Origin of the sequence: Methanosarcina mazei S-6, assembly GCF_000970205.1 — an archaeon.
Classification (GTDB): domain Archaea; phylum Halobacteriota; class Methanosarcinia; order Methanosarcinales; family Methanosarcinaceae; genus Methanosarcina; species Methanosarcina mazei.
The window spans coordinates 3,783,381-3,809,219 of the sequence record NZ_CP009512.1 but is presented as its reverse complement, the minus strand read 5'-3'; the positions used below and the strand labels follow the sequence as shown (position 1 = coordinate 3,809,219).

Here is a 25,839-nt window from a genome sequence, read left to right as displayed (position 1 = left end):
GTATCATTTCCCTTATCTCTCGATTGTTAAATTTTCAACTGGCATCGGCAGTCTATATATTTCAGGAGATTCCGGTTTGAATTCAAAGTTAAAACTAAAAGTTTTTCATTAAATTTTTAAACTAGAAATGCATATTTCTAAAAGTTCCTAACATCAGTAAATTTTTGAACCAAAATAGTTTAATGAGCTGGAATTTCTGGGTATTTTCTGCAGGGCATTCCGTTTTCTTTCAGCATTCAGGGCTCATAATACCGTTTCAGGAGATTGAAAATGCAAGAAAAATGTATAATGATATTAGTTTTTGTTCTATTCCTGTTAACACTGTTATCGAACATTCTTTTCTGGTGGAAACTCCCCTGGATTCAGAAGACCAAGGAATCTTAAGGTCTTCATCTCGATATTCAACCAGCTTCCAATCCTGAAAAAGTTCTGGAATTCGCTGGCATGACTATAAAAGCTGGTCACTGTGCAATTTTAATAAATTCAATTCCCCAGGTGACTCAACCAATATCTTTCAGTTCAATTATTTTATTGTCTTTAAATCTGAAAATCGAACTACCTTTTAATTCAATTACATCTCCGGTTTTCAGTTCATCCGAAAAATCAACTGCTAGAATCCCATAATAGTCAATTTTTACTTCAACCTGGTCAGCATTAAATTTAATACCCGTAATTGTCTGCTTTCTCTCTCTAAATAGATGCCTGGCTAGCTCTGCCTGGTTTCTTAATTCTGCAATACCATTTGTTGTTAAGTTGATTTCTCCGTTTGAAGTGTTTTCAAATTTTATGTCATCGTGCATATCTAAAAGCATTCTGTCGATATCAAAACTATTATAGGCGTCAATATAGTTTTCAATAATTTTTTGATAAGTATCGTGTCTCATATCCTCCCTCGCTTACCCATTTTTATACGCGTACATTTGTCGGATCCAGCTAAAAGCTTACTACTTAATTATAGAGCTTTATCGTTTCAGTTTTCTTCCTTTTTTCATTCAAACTATTTTTCTGGACGTTTCTTTGTTTATGTGCGGTTCTTAGTCGAATAGCTAACAATTGTAAGCCAAAAAATGTCTTTTATATATTTTTCATTCAATGCTCCGAGTGTTGAAGATATTAAACAGAATCGGCTGCTCATTTGTTTGAGGAAGTTATAAAGTTGAATTAAAAGTTATAAATTAAGAGCCATAATCGAGAGCTCTTTCTATAATCTTTAAAAATTGAAGGACGTTCTATCTTAAGTTTCGAAAATTCGCAAACTTCTTGAAAAAATAATTCTATGGACGGGTTCACAGGTTATTTTTTTCCTGTAGTACCCGGGTGTTCATAATAGATTATCTGGGGATAAAATGCGTACGGCACGAAGCAGGTTACTGGTTTTATGTGCGGTGGTTCTTTTACTTCTCGCACAGAATGTATCGGCTGATGGAAATCAGGTAAATATTACTTTTATCTGTTATGATGGAAGTGCTCTAGCTGCGGCAGAGCAGTCCAATCCATACAATGCGAGTATAAATGTCACGTACCTTTCGGGATATTCTGACTTCAGTAATGTCACTTTTGAAAATCAGGATATAATATTTTCCTATATGCTCTGGTCGCAGTTCAAAGATATCGGGGATGACCTTAAAAGTGCTCATGAAAATGGGACCGTTCTCATAGACATCTCTTCTGCAATAGATACTGCATATATAAACACTTCAAATTACGACCAGATTTTTTCAGGGATCGAACCATACAATTCCACTGAGGAGAAATTCTTTTACAACATGGGTACAAGAGGAGTCCTGAAGAAAAATGCTGAAAACTTCCTTATTTATCTTGCAAAAACATACGGAGACAAACCTGAACTTACAGGCAGCTGGGTTTATGAAGATCCTGTAGACTTCCCGGAAGCAGGTCTTTACCATCCTGACGCCCGCTCTCCAACTGACGAATCCCAGCCTGACTGGTTCGAAAACACCACTGATTACCTTGAATGGTACTCTAACTCAACTAACTTAACTAACTTCAATGAATCAAAATATGTTTATGATAAAAGTAAGCCCACTATCGGGATATGGTTCCATGCTTCGGATTATACCGGAGACAATCTTGAAGTCATAGATGCCCTTATCCGCGACCTGGAAGGAAAGGGCTGCAACGTAATTGCGGGTTTTGATACCTTCAACGATATCCACAAATTTTACTTTGACGAAAACGGGGAACCTCTTGTCCAGTGTGTAATTTCTCTTAAGAGTTTCCGTTTAAATTACGAAGACCCTGACAAAGGTGTACAGGAGCTTACGGACCTTGATGTCCCTGTCCTCACCGGACTTGTTGTTAACAACCCTGAGAATTCTACTGATGTTGCTGACAGCAACAGGGGCATCCCGAGCAGCGAGGTTGTGTACAAAACCCTGCTTCCAAGCGTTGACGGGATTTTCGAGTATATTGTAATAGGAATTGACAATTACGATTCCGAAACCGGAGAAAGCAACTATGAACCTCTGCCTTCCCAGATTGACTGGATGTCAAACAGGTCAATTAACTGGGCAGAACTGAAGTTAAAGGCTAACCAGGACAAGAAAGTAGCTGTCATCTATTACAATTATCCTTCAGGAAAGGACAATATAGTGGCAAACTACCTCAACACCACGGAGAGCATGTTTGACCTCCTCAATTCAATGAATGAAAGCGGGTATGAAGTCTCCGGAATTCCTGATAATAGCAGTATCCTTCTGGACATGCTCCAGGCTCAGGGTATCAATGTCGGTTCCTGGGCTCCGGGAGTCCTGAATGAAATGGTTGAAAACAAAACCGAATGGGGGCTGCATCTCATACCCATGGAGACTTACAGAGAGTGGTTTGAGTCTGAAATTCCGGAGAACCTGAGATCCGGTGTAACGGCTGAATGGGGACAGCCCTGGTCCGAAGGCCTGCCCCAGGATAAGAGCGTTATGATCTATGAAAACGAAACCGGGAAGTATATTGTAATTCCAACGGTGCGTTTCGGGGATGTCTGGCTCATGCCCCAGCCTGCCAGGGGAACGGGGCAAAACAACGATACCCTTTACCACAGCAATGTTGTACCTCCAACACACCAGTACATAGCTTTCTACCTCTGGTTAAACCATGAATGGCAGCCCGATGCAGTTATTCACCTGGGGACTCACGGTACGCATGAATGGCTTCCGGGGCCCACTTACGGCATGAACAGAACCTCTGACTGGTCTCCTCTGCTTCTTCAGGACCTGCCAAACATATATCCTTACATAGTTGCCAACGTGGGAGAGGGAATAACCGCCGAGTACAGGGGTAACGCCCTTATTATCGACCACCTGACCCCTACTCTCGAACGGAGCGGACTTTACGGAGGCTTGCTGAACCTCTCAATTAATGTCCAGCAGTATTATGAGCCCAGCATTACTTCTCAGACCAGGGCAGGATACCAGCAGGCAATAATTGATGAGATAATAGCACTCAACCTCAGTGTCGACCTGGGAATGGAAAACGTAACTGATCTCGAGAACTACAGTGATGAAGAATTTGAAAGTTTTGTAAAAGATGTCCTTCACGAGTACCTGGAAGACATAGGAAATGAAAATATCCCCTACGGAATGCATATCCTCAGCCGTGTTCCGGGGACAAACATGACAGACCCTGAGAAAGACGAATTATCTGCGATGGTAAGGGCTATGCTCGGAGGGAGCTTTGAGGATAATGTTACTGCAGCCTTCTATCCAGAATCCGCTTATCCTCTCGGGATTCCGTTAAATGATACAAAAGTCACTAAACTTGTCTGGGAAGTTGTAACAAATAATACAGATGTTTCCGCTGCCCAGATTGCAGTCTACGGGCAGACCAACAGTTCTGTCACACCTGACCTTGAGCTTGGCCTGGACTACAGGGACCGTCTTCTTGGCTGTGATGTGGAAATTGACAGGATTCTTTCAGCCCTGAATGGAGGGTTTATCCCGCCGGCGTCTGGGCTTGACCCCATAATGAACCCTGATGCCGTACCGACAGGGCGCAACTATTACAGCGTAAATTCAAAACTGTACCCTTCAAAAGCAACATGGGAAGTCGGGAAAACCCTTGCAATCCAGATGCTTGAGGACTATTATAGTGAGCACGGGGAATACCCTGAAAAGGTTTCATTCTCAAGGTTCGGTGTTGAATTTATCGGCGACCACGGGACCCTGGAAGCCGAAATTCTTTACCTGCTTGGGATCCAGCCCGTATGGGACGAATACGGGTATGTGACAGGAGTCGAAGTTATTCCCGAAGAAGAACTGCTGCCGAATTACGACAGCTCAAAGCCAGGGAGGCCGCGTATTGATATTGTCTATAGTACGGCAGGGATAAGGGATGCTTTCCCGGATAAGATCAAAATGGTGGACAGCGCTGTAAAACTTGCAAGCTCTCTCCCCCCCGTAAACTATCCCAACTACGTCAACCAGAGTTCACTTGCACTCTACGGTTCCCTTGTTGAGACAGGATATGACAACGATACTGCAACAAAACTCTCAACAATGCGCTGCTTTGCGGTAATGGACGGCACCTACGATATAGGGGTCTCGGACGCTGTCAGTGCAAGCGGGACATGGGAAAACGAAGAAGCCATTGCAAACGTATACCTGGACAAGATGGGATACGCCTATGGAGAGGATTTCTGGGGAATACAGTCCAGAGGCCTCCTTGAAGGGAACCTGAAAAATGTTGAAGCATCGGTACATTCAGCCTCTTCAAACCTTTACGATTCTCTTGACAACGACGACTTTTTCCAGTACTTCGGAGGCATGAACCTTGCAACAAGGTATGTAAAAGGTGACGGGACAACTCCTGAAATGTATGTTTCTGATACAAGCAACCCCGACGGGGCTCAGATGCTTGGAATGCGGGAATACCTCAGCAAGGACCTGAGAGCCAGATATTTCAATGACAGGTGGATTGAAGGCATGCAGAACTCAGGGTATTCAGGCGGCAGTATGATGTCCGAATTTGTGGACAACCTCTTTGGCTGGGAAGTAAGTTCCCCTGAACTTGTGGATGACACCGTCTGGCAGCAGGTGTATGAGACCTACTCCAATGACCCTGCCATGAGAGAATGGTTCAAACAGAATAACCCGGCCGCTTACCAGTCAATCACTGCCAGGATGCTTGAAGCTGTCAGGCACGATTACTGGGCACCTTCGGAAGACGTTATTGAAAGCCTTGCAACGGAATATGAACAGTCTGTGGCTGAGAATGGAGCTTCATGCTGCCACCATACCTGCGGAAACCCTCTGCTTCATGAGTTCATAAGCGGGATGGTATCTGTTCCTGGCTATGCTGAGCAGATCGAATCAGCAACCAGAGTCGAAACCAAGGAAATAACAGAATCTCAGAGCAGCAGCAGTAGCAGCAAAGGGCATCAGACAAGTGTTGCTGAAAAACTTAACCAGACATCCAGATCAGGTTCGGAATCACAGGAAAGCAACCAGACTGTTCAGGACTCCAGCACGGGTTATGGAATGGATTCTCCAGAACCTGCTCCTGAAGTCCGCCAGAATTCGGAATCCGATTACGTGGAAGGCTATGAGATGCAGAAAGAAACTCCTGTAACGGAAGAAGAAAGTGGAGGTCCGTCTTTCTCCGGCTCTGACATATTCGGAATTCTTTTCGTCCTGGCAGCAGTTGGAGGAATTTATCTGGGATTCCGTAAAAAGAAGGTTTAAATGCTTTTTGGAAGAAAAGGGCTTTTTTATGCTCTTTTCTCTTCATTTTCCTCTCTCTAATTCTCTCCTTTTTTTAGCCCTGACTTAAATTTTTCCTGATATTTTTTTCTTATCTTCCGTATCCTTTTCTGTTCTTTTTATCGCTTTTCCGTTCTTGTTATCTTCAAGGCTAATAATTGTTACCAATAATCGCAGGTTTTTATGCAAATAAAGTAAAATTGCGTTCAAATTATCCGGTATTATTTATGTTTTGAGGTGAGGTACTGATATTTTATTGGGCTATATCTATCAAAAACAGCTTTTGACAACCAATATTTGAGTGATGTTTTTCCCTGAATGACAGGTAAAGTTTACTTTTGTTATTTCTTTGCTGTGTAGTCCGGGTTTTCTACCAGAATGTACTGGTATCTCTGGCGGCGATATCCTGTAAATAAAATTATAAAGTATTTTGCAGGCATCCGAACAATTCCGCGATAAGTGGCTCTCACAGCGATAAGCTTAATCATATTCTGGAGCAGGATTATGAAAGAACAGGTTAATGTTGATAAAAATACTTTTAACAAAAAAATTAAGGCTTCCGGATTGACAATTTTAATCCTTTTAATGCTATTTTCTTCTTCTCCGGCGGCGGGCAGTACAGGCACGGAATACGAACTTGTTGCTAACACTACAAGTGACGCTGAGGGAAACTATCTGCTTTCCGGTATTCCCAATGGAAACTATACTCTTGTTGCTATTTCCAGTGAGGACAAATGGCGTCGTGCCGATGAACAGATCCAGGTTCAGGGTACAGATCTTTCTGTAAACCTCGATACTTCAAGCAGGGATATTGATGAAACCGAATCCCAGGCAATTCTTGACCTGAAGGGCAGTGGAGTTCCCCTGGAAGGAGCCTCTTCAATCCGCGGGCTCACCCGACAAAAACAGATGGGAGGAGACCCTATTTCTCTGGGGTTCACAGAAGTTCTTCTGCTGAGAGAGCAGGTAAAGGAAACCCCTGTAGACTCAAGCCCCGGTCAGCACCTTGATATTGCTATTGTTACCGGGTACCGGAGCCATGAACTTCCCCTCAAAAACCTGATGGAGGAGATCAACGGCAACAGCAGCCTGAACCTTTCCCTTAGCTGTTTTATGGCTGATTATGTTATGGAAAACGATGTTGACCTGAGCGGTATGGATATCATCTACATCAACATGCTCAGCCCTTCAACTGCCCGGAAGCTTACACCCACAGTAGACAGCGCAATTTCTAACGGGTGTGTGGTTATCGACGACGATACCCTGCTGAACGAGAGCATCCCTCTTCCTGCAGACCTGATAGAGAGCTACAGGGAAAAACTCAACAATTACTGGCTCAACGGGGCTTACGACCAGAGTAACCTGAAAAATCTTTTATTCTGCATAGCCAGTGACTGCTGCGGCAGAACTGACCTCCTGTACGAGGACCCACACACACTTCCTGAAAGGGCTATCTACCATACAAACATGACAGGTTACTTCACCGATTCCCTTGATACATACCTTACCTGGTACTCTAACAGGAGTGACGGAGGACATGTTTACGATCCGGCAAAGCCCACGGTTGCTATTACCATGTACCAGAGTTATTTCCCCTTCCAGATTGAGCCCATTGACGCTCTGATTTCGGAACTGGAAGCCAGAGAATACAATGTTATTGCTACTTACGGGTCTGATAACCTTTCCTCGGGAGATTTCTTCAAGCAGGGTGACGAGGTACTTGTAGACGCTATCATCTCTTTTACGTACTTTGGAAACAAGTTTGATGCCGAGGGGCTTGATGTGCCTGTAATCAACGGCATAGTTAACAATTACATGAACAGGACCGGGTATGAAGCTAGCAGCAGGCCGCTTCCCGCGGATAAAATGATGAAACTCGATTTGCAGGAACTTTGGGGAGCTATTGACCCGGTAATAATGGCTGCCACTGAAATAGATCCCGAAACCGGGACCGAGACTTCGGTTTCTATAGACTACCAGGTAGACTGGCTCATTGACCGGGTTGAAAGCTGGGTAAACCTTGGGGAAATTCCTGACTCCGACAAGAAAGTTGCTATCATTTATTATAACCACGGAGGAGGAAAGGACAACATAGGGGCTTCTTACCTCGATGTCGTCCCAAGTTTGTCAAGCCTGCTTGATGCTATGGCTGCCGGAGGATATGCCATTAATGAAAACCAGTCCCTGAATGAAACCGAGCTACTTAATCTGATGCTTACCCAGGGCATCAATATAGGTACCTGGGCTCCCGGAGAACTCGAGAAGATGGTTGCTACAGGCAAGGTAGTTCTCGTCCCTGAAAGCACATATGAAGTATGGTTCTCTGAACTTCCTGAAGAGAAACAGCAGGAGGTTATTGAACAGTGGGGCCCTGCTCCTGGAGAGATCATGGTCTGGGAAAACGAGAGTGGAAGATATCTTGTAATCCCCAGAATTGAGGTAGGGGATAACGTGCTTCTGGCTCCTCAGCCTTCGAGAGGCTGGCTTGATGACAGTGAAGCCCTTTATCACGATTCTGAACTTCCTCCTCACCACCAGTACATTGCGTTCTATCTCTGGCTCCAGCACTCCGAAGAAGAAGGCGGGTTTGGCAGTGATGCCCTTGTGCACTTTGGCAGGCACGGGACTCAGGAATGGCTTCCCGGAAAAGAGTTCGGGCTTTCGAGGTACGACTGGCCTTCCTTGATGATCGGGGACGTACCCGTTATTTATCCTTACGTCATGGACGGGCTTGGGGAAGGAAATGAGGCAAAACGCAGAGGAGGGGCAGTAATAGTCGACCATCTTGTTCCTCCGATTGTTTCTGCGGGAAGCTATGGGGATTATGCAAACCTGAGCGAAGCTATCCATAACTATGGACAGGCAGAGGCAGATGCTTCCCTTAAAACAGCTCACAGGTCTGAAGTTTTAAACCTGACCTTATCCCTCTCCCTGGATGAAGAATTCAATATGACAGAGGCGGAAAATAACGAGACTTACTTTAATGCCGTTTTCCTTGAAGGGCTTGAAGAGCTGCTGGATGAATATAAGAGCCAGTCCATGCCTTATGGGCTGCACATCCTTGGGACCAGTCCGAAAGGGGAACAGCTTGTGGGTATGGTGAATTCCATGCTTGGGACTGACTTTGCCGATTCTGTCAGTGAATTTAACGAGACCGAAAGTGCCCAGCTCTACCTTCTTGACCTTGTCCTTAACCAGGGAGTCAATTCCACTGAGGCTCAGGTCCAGGTACTTGGGACAGGCAATGAAACTGTCAGCACCTTCCTTGCCAGTGCCGAAGAATATGCTGCAAACCTGGCTCTCGGGGAAGAGGAAATCCAGCAGGTCCTAAATGCCCTTGACGGCAGGTTCATCCCCGGAAACCAGGGAGGAGACCCTGTTAGAAACCCTGAAGCACTGCCTTCGGGAAGAAACTTTTATGCTTTTGACCAGAGGATAGTGCCGACGGAAGCCGCCTGGACTCTCGGGCAGGAGATGGCTGACCAGATGCTTGAAGCATATCTCGCCGAGCACGGGAATTACCCGAGAAAAGTGGCTTATGTCCTATGGGCAGGAGAGACTACCAGGCACGAAGGGGTCATGGAAGCAGAGATCCTCTACCTGCTCGGCGTCAAACCTGTATGGAACAGCGGCAGGGTGGTTGATGTGGAAGCTATTCCCATGGAGACTCTGGGAAGGCCCAGGATTGATGTGGTAATCCAGATCTCAGGGCTTTACAGGGATATGTATCCTGACAAGGTGCGCCTGCTGGATAAAGCTGTAAAACTTGCTTATGCCCAGGAGGATTCCCCTAACTATGTCAGGGAAAATGCTGATGCTCTGAAGACCTCTTTGATGAGTAAGGGTTCACTTAATGAAAGTGAGGCACTGGACCTTTCCCTGCTCAGGATTTTCGGGTCTGAGGACGGCGCCTACGGCACAGGGCTTCCGAACGCTGTTTCAGCAAGTGATACCTGGGAGAGCAATGATGCTCTTGCAGATCTTTACATCAACAGGATGTGCAATGCTTACGGAGAAAACGTCTGGGGCGAAAACCTTAAGGACCTTTTCAAAAAGAGCCTTGAAGGGGTTGAAGCCACAGTTCACAGCCGGAGCACAAACCTTTACGGGACCCTTGACAACGATGACTTTTTCCAGTATCTGGGAGGGCTGAATCTTGCTGTCAGTTCCGTTTCCGGAGGGGAGTATCCTGATTCATTTATTACGAATATGCTGACCGGAGGGGATGAGAAAACCGAAACCCTGGAAGAATTCCTCAAAAGGGAAACTTATTCCCGATATTTCAATCCCAGATGGATTGACGGCATGCAGGGAAACGGCTATGCAGGAGCAAGGGAAATGTCGGATTTCGTTGAAAACCTCTGGGGCTGGGAAGCCACAAACCCGGATTTGATCAGCGATGATATGTGGAATAAGGTATACCAGACCTATATGGCAGACCAGGAACTCAGCGACTGGGTAAAGCAGAACAACCCCTACGCATACCAGTCCATGACTGCCCGGATGCTGGAGACTGCCCGCAAGGGGAGCTGGGACGCATCGGATGATGTCCTCAAAAGCCTGGCTGAGGAATATGCAGAGTCCGTGGTCAAAGACGGGGTTACCTGCTGCCACCACACCTGCGGGAATTCTCTCCTCAACAACTACGTATCGGGCCTTGTATCAGTACCCGGTTTTGTCGAAGCGATTGAAGAGGCTACGCAGGAATCTCTTAAGCAGGAAAGGACTGAAGAGCATAGGAGCAGCAATGGGCACCAGACGAGTGTTGCCGAAAAACTTAACCAGACTGCCAAATCAAACACCGAAGAACCGGTCAGCAACCAGACCGTTCAGAATTCTGATGCAGGATATGGTGTGGATTCCCCTGAACCTGCCCCTGAGGTCAGACAATCTGCAGATCCTGACTACGTGGAAGGTTATGAGATGCAGAAAGAAGAATCGTCTGAAGAAGCGGAAAGTGGTGGTATGTCCTTCTCAGGAGCTGATATCATTGGAACTCTCTTTGTGGTAGCAGTGGTGGGTGGAATTTATCTGGGATTCCGGAAAAAGAAAATGTAAATGAAACTTAGAAAAGGGTAATTCCCCTTTTCTTTTTTATTTGAAAAAAGGCTTTATTTTTTGATTTATCGGTTTTAGATACTGTTTTTTTGCGATTTTTCACTTCGCTTTTTCTTTCGCTTTTTCTTCAAGGTCTTTCATGTATGGCTTAATGTCCAGTACAGGCGTCCCGTTGATGGCATCAATGCCTTTTACATAGAGCACGTTGCCCTCTACTTTCAAGAGCTCCACAAGGGTAAGACCTATCCCATTGGGCCGGTATGGGCTCCTGCTTGCGAAGACTCCTGACATCTCTCCGTCATAACGGCGGCGGTGGATCAGCTTATAACCTTCCGATTTGCTGAAATAAAAGAGGATATAGAGTTTTTCAAGCTCTTCTACCCTGTAAAGGCCGTCTACCAGATCTTCTCTCAGGACAATTTTTGAAACCTTCTCGTAGACCTCTTCTTTATACTCCGGTTTAAAGTAGTCATTTTCCACGTAGCCTATGGGGGTAAACTCAACTTTTTCGGGAGCATTTTCTGAATTTTCACTCATTTTTTGCCTCAAAACAGGAGATGCAGACAATTTCTCCATTTTTAACCCTTCCCAGGGGTTCCATAAATCCTTCTCCGCATTTGCTGCATATGACTGTGGGGTAGATTATGGCTTTCTCCGGGGGCTCAATATTCACTTCACTGACACGGAAAAGCTCCTCTTCCGGCATTTCCAGGATTCTCTGGCTTTTCGCATCATGTGAAGCCTGAAACTCTTTTTCTTCTTCCGGGCTTGCAGTGCCTGCCCTCAGTTTTGCGAAAAGAGCAGTATGTCTACTATCCTGGGGTAAGGCATCGGGTTTAAGGGAAATTCTCAGGGCTTTTTCGCTTCCTCTTTTGTAAAATGTATATACGTGCTTTCCATGTTCTTTGAAGATGAGGTTTCCTTTCCCGCAGGTACAGCCGTTGATTGCCTGAATCGCATCTACTGCACAGGACCTGTTTTCCACAACTGCAACGAGTTCTTCATCTTCGCTCCTGTCTTTAAAACGCTCGGTAGCCAGCATAGCCACTCTGTATCCTATCGATATGCCAGGGCAGACATGTCCGTGGAACTTTACAGCGGTATCGAAATTAGCATCATTGAAATCCAGGTTCTCAACTCCTACTTCAATTACTTTTCATTATCTGTCGGGTTAATTTAATTAACCTGTTTCATATTCTCTGAATACTATTTATAAATTCTGTATTTAATTGATAATACAAAAAAAATCCAGAGTATTAATCCGCTCTCGATTTTTATCGGTCTCTTTAAAGATGTGTAGCTTCGATGAACAGATTAACTAATAACAAAAAATCACAGTTTCAGTTGATTATCCTGATAATCAATTTGATCAATCTTCATTTATAAAGAGGTAAATTCATTTATAAAGAGGTAAATTCATTTATAAAGAGGTAAATTCATTTATAAAGAGGTAAATTCATTTATAAAGAGGTAAATTCATTTATAAAGAGGTAAATTCATTTATAAAGAGGTAAATTCATTTATAAAGAGGTAAATTCATTTATAAAGAGGTAAATTCATTCATAAAGAAGTAAATTCATTCATAAAGAGGTAAATTCATTAGCAAAATATAAATTAATTTAAAAATCAGGTCCTCAGGAAGAATTTGCTCTGGAAAAAAGTTTGATTTTATTTCTGTAAGAAGGAAATAGGGACCGAATTTTCCTTTCCTAGGTCCCTACTGATGATCCAACCCCATTGGACTGAGAGGAAACCCATTAACTCTCAATCTCTATCAAATTCTTATGATTTCTAGTTATATAACATAAACGTCATAAAATATTTGCTAATACTCAAATTATAGATGACTGTATTTTTTTATCTGAGTTTAAAATATCTTATTTTATTAAATTATTTGTTAGCATTAAAAATTTCAAGCCAGTCAAAATTACCTCTTAATTTATTTCTTTTCTCTTATGAAATAAATCTTAAAAAATCCAAAATGAACAGTTTTTCTTTTTTTAAACAATATGTCCTGAACACTTTTTATTTATCTCCTACTATATTCAAAAAAATTCTTAGTCCGTAAATTCTCATAAGTTCTATAATCTTTACTGAACTATGTAAATATATTGGGCTATATTTTCACCATTTCTTATATTTTTTATGATTGGATGATAGAAAAATGATGAATACTGGAAGATAAAAGTTCTCCAAGATCGGTGGTGTTATAATTGGGAGCCGCTTGCCACCTCTGATATGGCTCCCAATTGTGTGATTCAACCCCTACGATTAAGAGAAAAACCCCTTAACTCTTAACCGTCAACTTCCTCTTTATGTTATAGAGGTATATAACCTATACGACCTTAAAATTTACTTCCCATTGAATTATTTCACTGCCTCAAAATCCACTTACTCTGGCTCAAATAACTTCTTGCATTTTCAGTTTTGGTTAATTTTTGCTCTGCAATATCTCTCATTCTTTATTCTTTTCTGTCCTGATAGTCTACCACTTTTTTACCTTCACATCCCAAAAAAATTTTCATATCTGGTTTCACGCTTTTGAATAAAAATAGTTGAATAATACGAAAGATACTTATCAAGTCTTTACTTATCTCTTATAGACATGAGTAACTCGCTTCTAGAATTGATTTTCCTCTCCGAAAAAAGGAAAAATCTTCTTTTATTTTTAAAAGAGGGGCCAAAAAATATAGAAGAAATAAAAACAAATCTGGATACGAGCGCTGTAGCCATTCTTCCCCAGATTAAAAAATTAAGGGATGATTCTCTGGTATTCAGGACAGAAGACTCTTACTTTCTGTCTCCTCTTGGCATAGCGGTAGCTGAGAGAATGCACGCGATGATGCGTGTATTAAATGTCTTTTCCAGGAACTACGATTACTGGGCAGACCATGCAGTTGAGTGTTTGCCTTCTCCTTTAAAGAGCAGGATTGGAGATCTGGAGAACTGTATCTTTTCCGAACCTCCTGACTGGACACACCTCTTTGAACCTCACAGGGAATTCGTGGAAAAACTTACAGTATCGAGAAAGATAAAAGGAATTTCCGCCATCTTTTTTCCTCTTTACCCTTCCCTTTTCCTTTCTTTTGCGAAAAATGGAGCAGATGTAACTCTTCTTGTGACCCTTCCGGTTTATGAGAGAATAAAAGGAGAATACAGGTCTGAATTAAGGGAATTTCTCAGCCTCGATAACACCTGTTTATATGTATGCGAGGAAAAAATAGAATTTTCTCATGTTGTCACTGATAAATTTCTCTCTTTGAGTCTTCCTTTTTCTAACGGCGCTTTTGACCATACGCGCGATGTCCTGTGTTTTGACCCTGTTGCACTTAAATGGGGAGAAGACCTTTTTGCTTACTACAGGGATAGATCAGAAAAAATAAAGAAAGTATAACCAGATCAATTCCGGTCTTTGTCCTCCTCCGGTCTTTCAATGAGAGAAGGAGAGCTGAAAGATAGCTATAAATCAGGCGCTGACTATCCCTTATATTATGAAAGAAGTTCAGGAAACCGCAGAAAAGATCCGGACAATGGAAATCCGGGGTGCAGGCAGGATTGCAAAAGCTGCAGCTGAAGTAATCAGGGACTATGCTGCAGGGCTCGAGGCTGCTTCTATTGAGGAATTTGCAGCCGGGATCACGGAAGTCTCCAATTACCTTATCAGCACACGCCCTACAGCCGTATCCCTCCCTAACGCCGTAAAGCTCTCTTCCAGATATTCTTCTGATAATGTAGAGAACGCCAGGAAGGAGGTCATCAATAACGCCAACCTCTTTATCGAGAGGGCAGATAAAGCTCTTGGAAGAATTGGAAAAATTGGAGCAGGGAGAGTTCAGGACGGGGACGTAATAATGACTCACTGCAATTCCCATGCCGCCCTTTCCATAATTACAACGGCTTTTGAAGACGGAAAAAATATTTCAGTTATCGCAACTGAAAGCCGCCCCAGGCGCCAGGGGTTGCTGACAGTCAGGCACCTTAACGGCTTTGGAATCCCCACAACCCTTATTGTGGACTCTGCTGTGCGCTACTATATGAAAGATGTGGATAAAGTGATAGTCGGAGCTGATGCGATTGCAGCAAACGGAGCCCTTGTAAACAAAATAGGGACTTCCCAGCTCGCCCTTGCTGCCCACGAAGCCAGAAAAAGTTTCATGGTAGCTGCCGAGACCTTCAAATTCAGCCCGAGCACTATCCTGGGAATACCTATAGAAATCGAAGAAAGGTCCACAGATGAAGTTGTCGACCCTTCGGTTCTGGCAGAACTCCCTCATGTGCAGGTGAAAAATCCGGCTTTTGACTTTACTCCCTCTGAATACATCGATATGATAGTAACTGATATAGGAATTATTCCGCCTGCAATGGCGTATATAGTAATAAAAGAACACCTTGGATGGGAGTTTGAAGAGATCTAGGGTGTATAAAGAGATTATAAGCATATAGAGACTTCACTAAATAACAGGAAGGAAAAAACATGATTAATGTTGAGTATACCGATGGTGCTCAGGAATCACTATATTTAATAGAATCTTTATGGCAGGGTTCCAGAACCCATCATAAAAATAAATCAAAATATTTTGCAGATACTTATGCGAATAAAAGATTTCAAGATAGAGTTAACGAATTAACAGATGATTCAAAAGCGGCTATGAGAGTCAACTTAGTAAAAGATAAAGATACAGGACAATATATTGGATATTGCATTAGCACAATTGATAAAGAAATGATAGGGGAAATAGATTCACTGTATGTGGAAAAAGAATATCGCAAACATGGGATTGGAAGCCAATTAATGGAAAAAGCCCTGGAATGGCTGGATAAAAATAAGGTAAAATCAAAAATAGTTGCTGTAGGGGATGGAAATGAAAAAGTAATTGATTTTTATAATCATTATGGTTTCTATATACGAAAAATAATTCTGGAACAGGTTTCAAATTGAGTTATTTTGAACCCTGATCAACCCTTAGGGACGAACTCTTTACTATAACTGTTTTAATTCCCTGTAGCCTAATGATCTTTAATCATCCCATCCGTAATCCTGAGCACCCTCGAACACTCCTTTGCAACCTCGGGGTCGTGAGTTACAACAAGAATTGTCTGTCCCTTCTGGCTCAATTCCTTAAAAATCTGCACAACGGAGTCCCTTGTTTTGCTATCGACCTCACCTGTAGGCTCGTCAGCCAGAATCAGGGCAGGTTTATTTGCCAGAGCCCTTGCAATAGAAACCCTTTGCTGTTCTCCACCTGAGAGCTCCGTAGGTTTATGATTGAGCCGGTCTTCCAGCCCCAGGTCTTCAAGAAGGGATTTTGCCCTTTCTTTTCTCTCTTTTTTTTGCATTCTTGAAAAGCGCATGGCAAGTTCAACGTTTTCAAGGGCTGAAAGTGTAGGAATCAGGTTGTAGTGCTGAAAAATAAAGCCTATTTTTTCTCTTCTCACGCCCGGGAGCAGCTTTTCAGGTACTGATGTAAGGTCTGTCCCGTCAAGAATTATTTTTCCGTCAGTGGCTTTTTCAAGTGTGCCTATGAGAGCCAGAAGGGTTGATTTCCCTGAACCCGAAGGTCCCATTATAGCGAGGAGCTCTCCTTTTCTTACGGTTATGCAGGCACAGCGGAGGGCATGGACAGGAATTTTACCCTGCATATAGGTCTTGGAGAGGTTTTCTATCTGCATGATAACTTTTCTTCCGGCACCAGTTTCTCCCTCTTTTTCTTCACGCATGCTTCAAAGCCTCCATAGGGCTCATCTTCGAAGCCCTGTAAGCCGGATAAAGCCCTGAAAGAGCACCTATCAGTAAAGCAAAAAGCATTGCAATTATAAGGAGCCTCGGGGTTATCAGGAAAAGGACAATCCTGGTTGTTGCGAGCCATGCGTTCATAATCTGGACAGCCCCGATACCAACAATAATCCCAAGGATTCCTCCTAAAAGACCCATCAAGGAGGCTTCTCCAAGTGTCAGGAGCAGGATATCTTTAGTTTCTGCGCCAATGGCTTTCAAAATTCCAAACTCTCTTGTCCTTTCTGCAACTGACATGAGCATCGTATTCATTACACAGAGCCCGCCTATGATTGCTGCAAGGAGACCGGAACTGATGGTTATTACGCTGAAAATCATGAAGGACTGTCTTGCCTGCACCTCAAGTTCTCCCGGAGAAAGGGTGCTTGTGCCTTTTACACTTAACTCGATCCTTTTGGAGAGCATCTCTGCATCCACCCTATCATCAGGCACGGCAAAGATATAGGATACTGAATTTCCCACGCTGTAAAGGTCCTGGGCAGTTTCAAGAGGAATAATCACAGCATTGTCAAAAATAGAGCCGGTATAATCAAGGATCCCAACAACGGTAAAATATTTGTCGTGGATCTCGAACTTGCTGCCGATCTCAAGGTTGTACTCTCTCTTGATATTGTTTCCTACGACCACGCTGTAAGAATCTCCCGGGTCCAGAAAGCGGCCTGCTTTTAGTTGCACAGGGTTAAGGGCAACACTGGATTTTTCAGGAGGGACACCAAGTATCTGTTTTCCTGTCATGCCCATTTTATCTTCGTCAAAAGTGGTCATTAAAAGCCCGTAGGCATCTTCTACGCCGGCCACGCGGAGGACATCGCTGACCTTATCTTCCGTGAGTCCCCCTCCAAAGACTCCGCTTTCGGCAAAGACCCGGATTTTGTCACTGGTCACACTCATGGAACGCTCAAAAGTCTGATGGAAATTCTCAGACATGGCACCCATAACTATGACTGCAAAAATCCCCAGGGCTATCCCGCAGATAGTCAGTGCGCTCCGGATTTTCCGGTTCGTTATGTTTCGGATGATCAGGTCAAGCATAGTGATCCCGCATACAGATTCGTTTTAACTCCAGATAATTCAAAAGTTACCTGGTTCAGTCCTTTTTTCCTCTCTTTTTTCTTCCCAGAAAAACAGCAACACAGAGTAAAATTCCAGTTGCTGCCTGAGAGCTAAGTGCTGGAGTCTCTTCAGGAGGATTTAGTTCAGCTACGGGCTCAAAAACACGCAAAACCGTTTCATGGCTGTCAAGTATTTCACCGTCGAGGTTTACCACATCTATTTTTACATTGTAGTCTCCTCTGGGAACCCCCTGCCAGATGATTCCTACTGTATCTTCTTTTCCCGCAGTAAGGATATCCGCAGTTTCTTCAAACACCCGGACATCTCCTTCTTCAGGAGTTAGAACAACCCTGACAATTCCATTAAAAGGAACCTGTGACCTTCCTGTTACAGTCACGCTTGCCCCGTACTCGTCCACGTTGATGTCAGAATCAAGGATTTCTACCTTTTCTTCCGCCCAGAATTCTGACATATATGCGGTGGTAAGCTCGGGGGAATGTGAATGGACTTTCAGGAGAGCGGTGTAGCTCCTGTCTTTTTCCAGCAGCAAGGGCCAGTTAATTGTTTTATAATAAGCATCAGTTACAGGGACATTTTTCAGGCTTTCGCTGTATATTATGTCCTTGCCGGAAAGGAGTTTAAGGTCAAAATCTACAATGCCGGGCTCAGGCATCTGCACGAGTCTGAGGTTTGCGGAACTTACAAGATCTATCAGGAATGAAGCTTTTTCGGAATCTGCAGAAAAATCCACAACTTTCAGGTTTGAAAGATGAGGGTTACGGTAAGAAAATGAGGTTTTCTGGGTTTCAAGGATTTGATTGCCTTCTTTTACAAAAAGCTGTGCTGTATAAGAGTCCCTATCCTTCCCAAAGTCTTCTTCAAGCTCCCAGAAAAAGACTTTTGAAATCTCCTGGTCTTTCTTTACGGAAACCAGGTGGAAAGTTTCTGATTTCAGAGTTTCTTTTCCCGAACTCAGGGTAAAAACAAGAGAAACGTTTTCATGGGGTTCTTCAAACCTGACTGTTGCATCACTGAGGTCATGGTCTGAAAAAAAGCCAATAATAATTCTGTTTTCATTCTCTTCTTCAATAGCTGCCCCGTTTACAGCTCCGTAAACAGGATTTATCTGTGTGCAGAAGAAAATCAGGAATAGGGTTAGAGAAAATAAACTTAAAGTAAACTCTCTCAGTTTCAAACAGTTCTTTTTTTCTGGCAGGCTCAAGCCCGGGTCCTCCTTCTTTCCAAAAGCTGCAGAGAAGCAGAGCCATCAGCCCAATCAGGATCTCTGCAATATGGATGTATGTCGGAACCTCTATGTTTAAGTTTTTGATTTTTTTCTTTTCCGGTTTTAATATGCCAGAAAAGAACTGTTTTTACTTCTATTGTTTCGATTTTTTATTTTTTTGCTGTAATCCAGGTTCCGCAGGAGACCGGGGATTTTTTGGCAGCCTCTCCGCATATGACTTCTACAAGAAGATCAGGGTTTCTGGCGTCCATTACAAGAGCGTCGAGCTTGCAGCGCTCTATAATCTTTGCAGCTACAGGGTCAACAGGGGATTTTGAGCCTGCTTTCATCTCGATAGCCATAACAATGTTTATGAGTTTTTCAGGGGAGATTTTCTCGTATTTGACTGCACAGGGGTCGCAGTTAGGGTCTGAGGAATAAACCCCGTCAATTGACGTTGCAATTGTCAGCAGGTCTGCCCTCAGGTATTCTGCGAGGATTGAAGCAACAGCGTCAGTTGTCTGACCAGGTGTAACTCCCCCCATTACCACGACTTTTCCTGAAGTCATGGCTTTTGAAGCTTCAGGGTAGTTTGAAGGGATTTCAGGATAAGCATCGTGTCCGAGAGCTGAAATAAGCAGCCTTGCGTTCAGGCGAGTGATTTCTATGCCTATGTAGTCGCAGGTTACTTCATCTGCCCCCATAGCCCGTGCAGCACCTATATAGTCCCTTGCTGCTTCTCCTCCTCCAGTTACTACAAGCAGTGTATGTTTTTTGGATATGTCGCGCAGAGCATTTGCATATTTTAAAAAACGATCCGGATCAAGGTTTTTTGCGAGAATTGAACCGCCTAATGAGAGTACTATGAGCATGATGATCTCTACACATTAACAATGCGGATTTTTAAATTTATCGCTGGTATTTTTTATTCAGAGTTTTTACACTTCTCTATTTTGCAGGCTGCTGCATGGATCAAGAAGGCTTTTTTCTTTTTAATTTTTCTGTATTAATAATAACGCTAAACTCCATTTAACTTGACTTGTAACTTTTCGATTTGACTTTTTCTTTTTTTAATATAGTCACAGTGTTAATGAATAACTATTTACATGACGAATTTTAAACTATTGAGAAAAAATCATCTCGAATTATTTTTTTAAAGGAGGCAAATTTTTTTGAATAACGAAGTTTATGCTGCAGTAATGGCTTCAATTTCAGGTATCCAGAATCTTACAAATGACAGGATTGAAGCTCTTACCAAAGGTCATGGAATGACAAACATCGGCGCGATGTGTGCTGCAAATGCTATTGCTACAGAGCTTTTCCGGGGTGCCAATATCACGCTTACAGATGAAGACAGCGGCAGCCTGGAAATTGATCATGTACTCAAAAAAGGCATTGAAGCCGCAGAAGAAGCCGGAGCAAGCCCGGCAAACGCAGCCCTTTTTGCAGCTACAATCTGCTACTTTGCAGGTTCAAATGCCCAGGCCGGAGTCCCTGCAGGGAACCGGAAAATAGGAGCTCTTGCTCGCATGATCGCAGGAGCCGACAGGACAGGGGTTATAGCCATTCCCACTCCAAAGTCAAATAACAAGGTCTCAGGCTTTGCAGCCGTACAGGCTATTTACAGTGCCATGGCAGAAGGCAAACTCACAAAAATTGACGGGCGGAAACTTCCTCTTGGGGTTGCAGGCGGCCCCCTTTATGGGCACAACACCCTTGGTGAAGACATAGGATTTCCGGAAGTATCCATGAACGCTGCAAAGATAGGGACAGAAGCTATGATGCAGGCTTACTGGGGAGCAGGCATTTCCGCAAGTCCTATTATTTCTGCAGTACTCGGAGCTGCAGCAGCTCTTGAAATCGTGCACCCTGATGCTTTTGTTGGTGAGGAGTACGGCGGCTTTTTTGATGTGAACAGTGCCTATCTTGCAGGAAAAGCTGCCTGTCAGGCTGCAGGCATTCCGGAAAAACTCCATATGCGCGGTACAGACGAAGAGTACGATTCTTTCAGGCTCGTAGGAGACCTTGGAGTTATCCTGAAAGATATAGGTGCTCCCACTGTAGTGGGGATGATGTCTTTTGGCGAGATGCTGTGCGCATTTAAGGAATCGGTTGAAATCGGAGCCGGATTTTCCGGAGGACCTATAATGCCTCCTCTCGGACATATGACTGCGGACACAATAATTACCCTCAGGTCCCTGATAAAGTTTGAAGGCGATATTGAGCAGGCTGCAGATGTCATTGCAGAGGTGAAAAAGAATGAATGGCTTGACCCGGAAATTGCCGCGGTTGCCCTTAATACAATTGCCCGAAAAACCGAACAGGTCAGGAGAGGCCCCATTACGCGTACCATGATACTTGGGACTGACGGGGTCCGCTCAGCTGCTATCGTCAGAAGGGCAAAAAAGGCATATGAGGATATAAAATCCGGAAAGTCCGTTGAGGATGTCGTGAAAGAACTCGACCTGGAAAGGAAGAAAACTGTCGAAACAAGGGCTGCTGCGATGCTTGGAGCCATGACAGGACACGAAGTCAGGATTGAGATTACGAAAATGGTTGGAGGTGCCCGCCGTAGCCATCCCTTTACTACTTCATATTACGGGTTTGATACAGATGCCGATGTTAAACTGACTGTAGACGGCAGGACTTTTGAACTTCTGGGGCTTGGGCAGAATGTGATCCCTGATGCTATTTTCAACGATCGAAAGGAGCTTCTGGAAATTATCCCCCTGGCAGCCATACCGGTCTGTGAACTCCAGCTTTCTGGGCACTCGATTATTAACATTACGGTGCCTGCAGCCGTTGCAGCTGCGATGAAAGTTGCCGATCCAAAAGAAGCTGCAAAACTTGCGGAAAAAGGAGGAAAGTCCTGTTCAGCTGCAATTCCGGGAGCCCGGGAAAAAGCAACGGATGTTGCAAAACTGGCTGTCAGGATAATGAAATCCATGGAATGCATTGAGTAAATCCCGATGAACACACACCAATCCAAAAAATCCACCAAACCACAAAAACGGCCTGAATTCCGGGCAAAGGTAAAAGGGTCCGACTTACAGGTTTAACCTTTTTACCTTTGCCTTATTTTTTTCTGTAAAACGCCGGAGGTCTACTTTTGCTTTTGATGACAAATGTTGACAATATCACATGTGAGCAGGTCCCCTATCTGATTGAAGAATTGATGAAGCTCGGAGCTAAAAATGTACATGTAGTGCCAGCCATTACTAAAAAGGGAAGACCTGAGCACATCTTCCTGATTGACAGTGAGGAAGAAACTCTTGATTCCCTTGCAGAGTTCATGGCACTGGAGACCGGTGCTCTTGGTGTCAGGGTTCTAACTACAGAGCATTATCCATTCGATTATGAAATAAAAAAGCTTTTTATATCTTTTCTTGATGGGTCTGAAACGCCGTTATGGGAAGGGAACATAAGCCTGAAAATTGTTAAAGGGAAAAACCAGAAGCCGCTTTCTGCCAGGGTGGAGTACGAAGAACTTAAGGAACTGTCAGGCAGGGTAAAAGAAGCTGGCCTGAAGCTTTCCATGTACGAAATTAAGGAATTGATTGAAGAAAGAGCTCTGAAAGGCATAAAGGACTTTACTATCAATTTCAACGGCTGCGGTTCGGAACCGGACAGCGAGTCTCTGTTCCCTGTTTCAAAAAAACTGTGCTGTAAAGATGAGACGAAAATCTGTTTCGGCAATTGAATCTCGCTTTTACTTTTTTAGGTTTAAGGCGTCTTTTTTCAAAGATCTTTATTATCCTGAAATTTTTTTCCGTGAAAGGTATTTTTACCGTGAAGATATTTTTACTGTAAAGATATTTCTACTGTAATGATATTTTTTATTGAGTGTCATTCTCTCATAGTTTTCAAATATATAAAGAACAAAATTAAGAGTAAGTTCCATTAATTATTTATATTGTGATATAACTCAGTTCTATAACTGACTAATCAGTCAATTTAGAGATAGTATATGAAAGAACATGTCAAAGACAAAAAAACAGCAATTATGGGAGCTGCCCTGAAGCTCTTCACTGAAAGAGGCTTCCACGGTACGTCCACTGCTCAAATTTCAAAAAACGCAGGTGTAGCCACAGGCACCCTTTTCAATTACTTTCCCACAAAGGAAGATCTTATAAACAGCCTTTATTTTGAGGTTAAAGGAAACTTGGGCCACTCTATGGGGGTAGGTCTCGAAGCTGAGACTACCTTTCAGGATAAATTAAAAAGAATATGGTCAAATTTAGTCAATTGGGGTGTAAACAATCAGGAAGAATTCCTTTTTGTTGGACAATTCTGCTCTTCTCCTTACATAACAAAATTTACGCGTGATGAAGTGATGAAAGAATATGTCTTCCTCCATAATTTTGTGGATGAAGGGATAAAAACGGGAGAGGTTAGAGATTTTCCTGCGGAGCTGGTTATTGCAATGTTTTATCAGGGCAGCAGGGAGGTAGTAAACCTTATTCTTGATTCAGATTCTTCACTGGATAAAAACAAAATCATAGCAGATGGATTCCAGATTCTCTGGAGAGGTCTGGCTAAAGTGTAATTTTTTTCATTTCATGTGTGAGTGATCAGTCAATCAAAAACGGGCAAAACAATTTAAAAATTCAGGAGAACTAAAAATGCTTTACAGAAAAATGCCCAAGAACGGAGATGAACTTTCTATACTTGGATTCGGGTGCATGCGCCTTCCGATGAAAGAAGACGGTAGTATAGATGAAGACAGAGCCACCAGGCAGGTACGTTATGCAATCGACCACGGAGTAAACTATGTCGATACGGCCTGGCCCTATCATATGGAACAGAGCGAGCCTTTCCTGGGCCGTGCTCTTGCTGACGGATATCGAGAAAAGGTTAAACTTGCCACAAAGCTTCCTTCCTGGCTTATAAAGAGCCGGGAGGATATGGATAAGTTTCTGGACGCTCAGCTGAAGAAACTTAATATTGACCACATCGACTATTACCTCATCCACGCTCTCGTTGGTGACCTGTGGGATTATATTGAAAAACTGGGTATAGCCGATTTTCTTGACAAAGCTAGAGCTGACGGCCGTATAATTAACGCAGGTTTTTCCTTCCACGGCTCGGGAGATGAGTTCAAAAGGATAGTGGATGCCTATGACTGGGACTTTTGTCAGATCCAGTACAACTTCCTGGATGAAAAGAACCAGGCAGGCACTGAAGGTCTGGAATATGCAGCTTCAAAAGGCCTTGGAGTAATCATTATGGAACCCCTCCGTGGAGGGTACCTTGCAAACCCTGTCCCTCCTGCTGTCCAGGAGATCTGGGATGAAGCTTCTACAAAAAGGACCGCTGCAGAATGGGCTCTTCTCTGGGTATGGAACCACCCAGAGGTCACGGTTGTTCTCTCCGGGATGAATGAAGAAACACATATTGAAGAGAATCTCGCAGTAGCAGACAAAGCATACCCGAATTCTCTTACTGAAGCTGAAATACAGCTCGTAAAGAAAGTAGAGCGGAAATATCGTGAACTTATGAAAGCAGGATGTACAGGGTGCAGATATTGTATGCCCTGTCCGGAAGGGGTGAATATTCCATTATGTTTCGAAACGTACAATACTCTATATATGTCCGGCAATGCAGACGAGACTAAGTTCATGTATGCTGCAAGGTTGGGCGGGGTACTATCCGGTGGAGAGCCTGAATTTGCATCCCTGTGCGTACAATGTGGAGAATGTCTTGAGAAATGCCCCCAGCACCTTGATATCCCAACGATTCTTGAATCCGTTGTAGAAGAGCTTGAAGGGTCCGACCTGGAGGAGAGAGTTGCCATAGCAAAACAGATATTCAAGAAGTAGACTTAAAGTAGAAGCAATCCGAAGTGCTGAAAAGAGAAAATGAAGGTATTGTTTAAGCTGACTTTTATCAAACAATTAAACAATATCCCCATTTTTCCGCTGCTTATACCCAGATTCAGTTAATTACACTCATACACTCATTCAGTTTTAGAATGTTTAATTTTATCTCAAATTACAAAGCAATAACCCAGATAATTATAAAAATAATCTAGACGAGTATAGCACGAAACTCTAAAAAGCCTCCAAACCAATAATTATTGCCTGATAATTTGATATTTAAGCTGTTTATTGTTAGAGCATTCAATTCTTCTGATTAAGGGTGGTGCATGGATCTTAATGATATATTGAAGGCTGTTAAAGAAGGGAAAATCGACCTCGAAACTGCGGAACAGCATGTCCGGAGTCTGGGTTTTGTCAGTTATTCTAACATAGCTAAAGTGGATACTCACAGGAAAACAAGGACCGGTGTAATAGAGGCGATTCTTGCTGACTGTAAGGAGCCTGAGGATGTTGTCGAGATTGCCAGGGTTATGGTAGAAAAAAGTAAAAGAGCCCTGGTTACCCGCGCGTCTACATCACATGTGGAAGCCTTAATGAAAGCTTTTGGTGATGATAAACTCGAATGGAACAGCCGGGCACGTACGGTGGTTGTTCACGACGGGACTCCTGCTCCACGCACAGGAGGAGTTGTTGGAGTCATATCCGCAGGTACGGCAGACATCCCTGCTGCAGAAGAGGCAAGGACTATTGCTTCCGAAATGGGCTGCGAAACCATTGCTGTGTATGATGTAGGCGTTGCCGGGATCCACAGGCTGATCCCTGAACTCCAGAAGCTCAAGCTCCGGAACCCCGGCGCGATTGTTGTTGCAGCCGGAAGAGAAGGAACACTTCCTACCATAGTCTCAGGGCTTGTTGATGTACCGGTAATAGGGCTTCCGGTATCCACAGGTTACGGGGCAGGCGGCGGTGGAAAAGCGGCTCTTCTGTCAATGCTTCAGTCCTGCTCGACCCTTGCAGTGGTAAATATCGATGCTGGATTCGTTGCAGGGGCTTATGCGGCAAGGATTGCCAATATGATTGCTGCTGCCGGAGAAGGGAAAATAACTGAAGAAACGGAACAGGAAGAAACCGGAGAGTAATAATATCTTGAAAACGACGAACGAGGACGGGTTCAAA

Annotated in this window: 18 protein-coding genes; 10 read left to right on the top strand and 8 right to left on the bottom strand. The window is 43.5% G+C overall.

Annotated elements, in window-relative coordinates; all coding sequences use genetic code 11:
• Positions 1–500: 500 nt before the first annotated feature.
• Positions 501–884 carry a nuclear transport factor 2 family protein gene (locus MSMAS_RS16335; RefSeq protein ID WP_011033545.1) on the bottom strand — a complete coding sequence of 128 codons (384 nt, stop codon included), beginning with the start codon at positions 882–884 and terminating at the stop codon, positions 501–503.
• A gap of 462 nt (positions 885–1,346) precedes the next feature.
• Between MSMAS_RS16335 and MSMAS_RS16330 the strand changes: the two genes are divergently transcribed.
• Positions 1,347–5,696: a cobaltochelatase subunit CobN gene (locus tag MSMAS_RS16330; RefSeq protein ID WP_048046830.1), complete on the top strand. Its 4,350-nt coding sequence runs from the start codon at positions 1,347–1,349 to the stop codon at positions 5,694–5,696.
• A 359-nt stretch (positions 5,697–6,055) separates the two neighbouring features.
• Here the strand turns inward: MSMAS_RS16330 and MSMAS_RS19085 are convergent, their stop codons facing one another.
• Entirely contained in the window at positions 6,056–6,202 is a 147-nt protein-coding gene (locus MSMAS_RS19085; RefSeq protein WP_015411945.1) for a hypothetical protein, read from the bottom strand.
• A gap of 16 nt (positions 6,203–6,218) precedes the next feature.
• On the opposite strand from MSMAS_RS19085, the gene cobN reads away from it, so the two are divergent.
• Complete coding sequence (cobN, locus tag MSMAS_RS16325; protein ID WP_048046827.1) at positions 6,219–10,772, top strand: cobaltochelatase subunit CobN; 4,554 nt, start codon at positions 6,219–6,221, stop codon at positions 10,770–10,772.
• 99 nt (positions 10,773–10,871) lie between these two features.
• Here the strand turns inward: cobN and tsaA are convergent, their stop codons facing one another.
• Positions 10,872–11,309 carry a tRNA (N6-threonylcarbamoyladenosine(37)-N6)-methyltransferase TrmO gene (tsaA, locus tag MSMAS_RS16320; protein WP_048046825.1) on the bottom strand — a complete coding sequence of 146 codons (438 nt, stop codon included), beginning with the start codon at positions 11,307–11,309 and terminating at the stop codon, positions 10,872–10,874.
• The gene (locus MSMAS_RS16315) at positions 11,302–11,901 is read right to left on the bottom strand and encodes an FmdE family protein (RefSeq protein WP_048046822.1); all 600 of its coding nucleotides are present in this window, start codon (positions 11,899–11,901) and stop codon (positions 11,302–11,304) included. The genes tsaA and MSMAS_RS16315 overlap by 8 nt, the downstream gene beginning before the upstream one ends.
• Positions 11,902–13,377: 1,476 nt before the next feature.
• Between MSMAS_RS16315 and MSMAS_RS16310 the strand changes: the two genes are divergently transcribed.
• From MSMAS_RS16310 to MSMAS_RS16300, 3 genes are all read left to right on the top strand, one after another.
• On the top strand, positions 13,378–14,166 hold the full coding sequence (locus tag MSMAS_RS16310) for a helix-turn-helix transcriptional regulator (RefSeq protein WP_011033550.1): 789 nt from the start codon (positions 13,378–13,380) through the stop codon (positions 14,164–14,166).
• A gap of 97 nt (positions 14,167–14,263) precedes the next feature.
• Entirely contained in the window at positions 14,264–15,187 is a 924-nt protein-coding gene (locus tag MSMAS_RS16305) for a ribose 1,5-bisphosphate isomerase (RefSeq protein ID WP_048041184.1), read from the top strand.
• Between the two features lie 59 nt (positions 15,188–15,246).
• Positions 15,247–15,711: a GNAT family N-acetyltransferase gene (locus tag MSMAS_RS16300; RefSeq protein WP_048046820.1), complete on the top strand. Its 465-nt coding sequence runs from the start codon at positions 15,247–15,249 to the stop codon at positions 15,709–15,711.
• 68 nt (positions 15,712–15,779) lie between these two features.
• Here MSMAS_RS16300 and MSMAS_RS16295 read toward each other — a convergent pair whose 3' ends face one another.
• The 4 genes from MSMAS_RS16295 to pyrH form a co-directional block, all read right to left on the bottom strand.
• A complete protein-coding gene (locus tag MSMAS_RS16295) occupies positions 15,780–16,490 on the bottom strand; it encodes an ABC transporter ATP-binding protein (protein WP_011033553.1) in 711 nt (236 codons plus the stop codon).
• The gene (locus MSMAS_RS16290) at positions 16,483–17,598 is read right to left on the bottom strand and encodes an ABC transporter permease (protein ID WP_011033554.1); all 1,116 of its coding nucleotides are present in this window, start codon (positions 17,596–17,598) and stop codon (positions 16,483–16,485) included. Before MSMAS_RS16290 ends, MSMAS_RS16295 begins: the two co-directional genes overlap by 8 nt.
• 55 nt (positions 17,599–17,653) lie before the next feature.
• The gene (locus tag MSMAS_RS16285) at positions 17,654–18,841 is read right to left on the bottom strand and encodes a hypothetical protein (protein WP_011033555.1); all 1,188 of its coding nucleotides are present in this window, start codon (positions 18,839–18,841) and stop codon (positions 17,654–17,656) included.
• A gap of 173 nt (positions 18,842–19,014) precedes the next feature.
• Positions 19,015–19,716, bottom strand: a complete 702-nt coding sequence (pyrH, locus tag MSMAS_RS16280) for a UMP kinase (protein ID WP_011033556.1) — start codon at positions 19,714–19,716, stop codon at positions 19,015–19,017.
• A 300-nt stretch (positions 19,717–20,016) separates the two neighbouring features.
• Between pyrH and MSMAS_RS16275 the strand changes: the two genes are divergently transcribed.
• From MSMAS_RS16275 to larB, 5 genes are all read left to right on the top strand, one after another.
• The gene (locus tag MSMAS_RS16275) at positions 20,017–21,807 is read left to right on the top strand and encodes a hypothetical protein (RefSeq protein WP_011033557.1); all 1,791 of its coding nucleotides are present in this window, start codon (positions 20,017–20,019) and stop codon (positions 21,805–21,807) included.
• Between the two features lie 155 nt (positions 21,808–21,962).
• Positions 21,963–22,544 carry a nickel pincer cofactor biosynthesis protein LarC2 gene (gene larC2 / locus MSMAS_RS16270; RefSeq protein ID WP_226987745.1) on the top strand — a complete coding sequence of 194 codons (582 nt, stop codon included), beginning with the start codon at positions 21,963–21,965 and terminating at the stop codon, positions 22,542–22,544.
• A 303-nt stretch (positions 22,545–22,847) separates the two neighbouring features.
• Positions 22,848–23,390, top strand: a complete 543-nt coding sequence (locus MSMAS_RS16265) for a TetR/AcrR family transcriptional regulator (protein ID WP_230633301.1) — start codon at positions 22,848–22,850, stop codon at positions 23,388–23,390.
• Positions 23,391–23,466: 76 nt separating this feature from the next.
• Positions 23,467–24,663, top strand: coding sequence for an aldo/keto reductase (locus tag MSMAS_RS16260; RefSeq protein WP_011033560.1), 1,197 nt, complete (start codon positions 23,467–23,469; stop codon positions 24,661–24,663).
• Positions 24,664–24,989: 326 nt separating this feature from the next.
• Entirely contained in the window at positions 24,990–25,802 is an 813-nt protein-coding gene (gene larB, locus MSMAS_RS16255; protein WP_011033561.1) for a nickel pincer cofactor biosynthesis protein LarB, read from the top strand.
• Positions 25,803–25,839: the final 37 nt, after the last annotated feature.

Excerpts from the sequence above, each read along its gene's own strand:
- MSMAS_RS16300 (WP_048046820.1), top strand. The coding sequence starts at position 15,247 with ATGATTAATGTTGAGTATACCGATGGTGCTCAGGAATCACTATATTTA.
- MSMAS_RS16260 (WP_011033560.1), top strand. The coding sequence starts at position 23,467 with ATGCTTTACAGAAAAATGCCCAAGAACGGAGATGAACTTTCTATACTT.
- pyrH (WP_011033556.1), bottom strand. The coding sequence starts at position 19,716 with ATGCTCATAGTACTCTCATTAGGCGGTTCAATTCTCGCAAAAAACCTT.
- MSMAS_RS16295 (WP_011033553.1), bottom strand. The coding sequence starts at position 16,490 with ATGCGTGAAGAAAAAGAGGGAGAAACTGGTGCCGGAAGAAAAGTTATC.
- larB (WP_011033561.1), top strand. The coding sequence starts at position 24,990 with ATGGATCTTAATGATATATTGAAGGCTGTTAAAGAAGGGAAAATCGAC.
- cobN (WP_048046827.1), top strand. The coding sequence starts at position 6,219 with ATGAAAGAACAGGTTAATGTTGATAAAAATACTTTTAACAAAAAAATT.
- MSMAS_RS16330 (WP_048046830.1), top strand. The coding sequence starts at position 1,347 with ATGCGTACGGCACGAAGCAGGTTACTGGTTTTATGTGCGGTGGTTCTT.
- MSMAS_RS16335 (WP_011033545.1), bottom strand. The coding sequence starts at position 884 with ATGAGACACGATACTTATCAAAAAATTATTGAAAACTATATTGACGCC.
- MSMAS_RS16290 (WP_011033554.1), bottom strand. The coding sequence starts at position 17,598 with ATGCTTGACCTGATCATCCGAAACATAACGAACCGGAAAATCCGGAGC.
- MSMAS_RS16310 (WP_011033550.1), top strand. The coding sequence starts at position 13,378 with ATGAGTAACTCGCTTCTAGAATTGATTTTCCTCTCCGAAAAAAGGAAA.
- larC2 (WP_226987745.1), top strand. The coding sequence starts at position 21,963 with ATGACAAATGTTGACAATATCACATGTGAGCAGGTCCCCTATCTGATT.
- MSMAS_RS19085 (WP_015411945.1), bottom strand. The coding sequence starts at position 6,202 with ATGATTAAGCTTATCGCTGTGAGAGCCACTTATCGCGGAATTGTTCGG.
- MSMAS_RS16265 (WP_230633301.1), top strand. The coding sequence starts at position 22,848 with ATGGGAGCTGCCCTGAAGCTCTTCACTGAAAGAGGCTTCCACGGTACG.
- MSMAS_RS16305 (WP_048041184.1), top strand. The coding sequence starts at position 14,264 with ATGAAAGAAGTTCAGGAAACCGCAGAAAAGATCCGGACAATGGAAATC.
- tsaA (WP_048046825.1), bottom strand. The coding sequence starts at position 11,309 with ATGAGTGAAAATTCAGAAAATGCTCCCGAAAAAGTTGAGTTTACCCCC.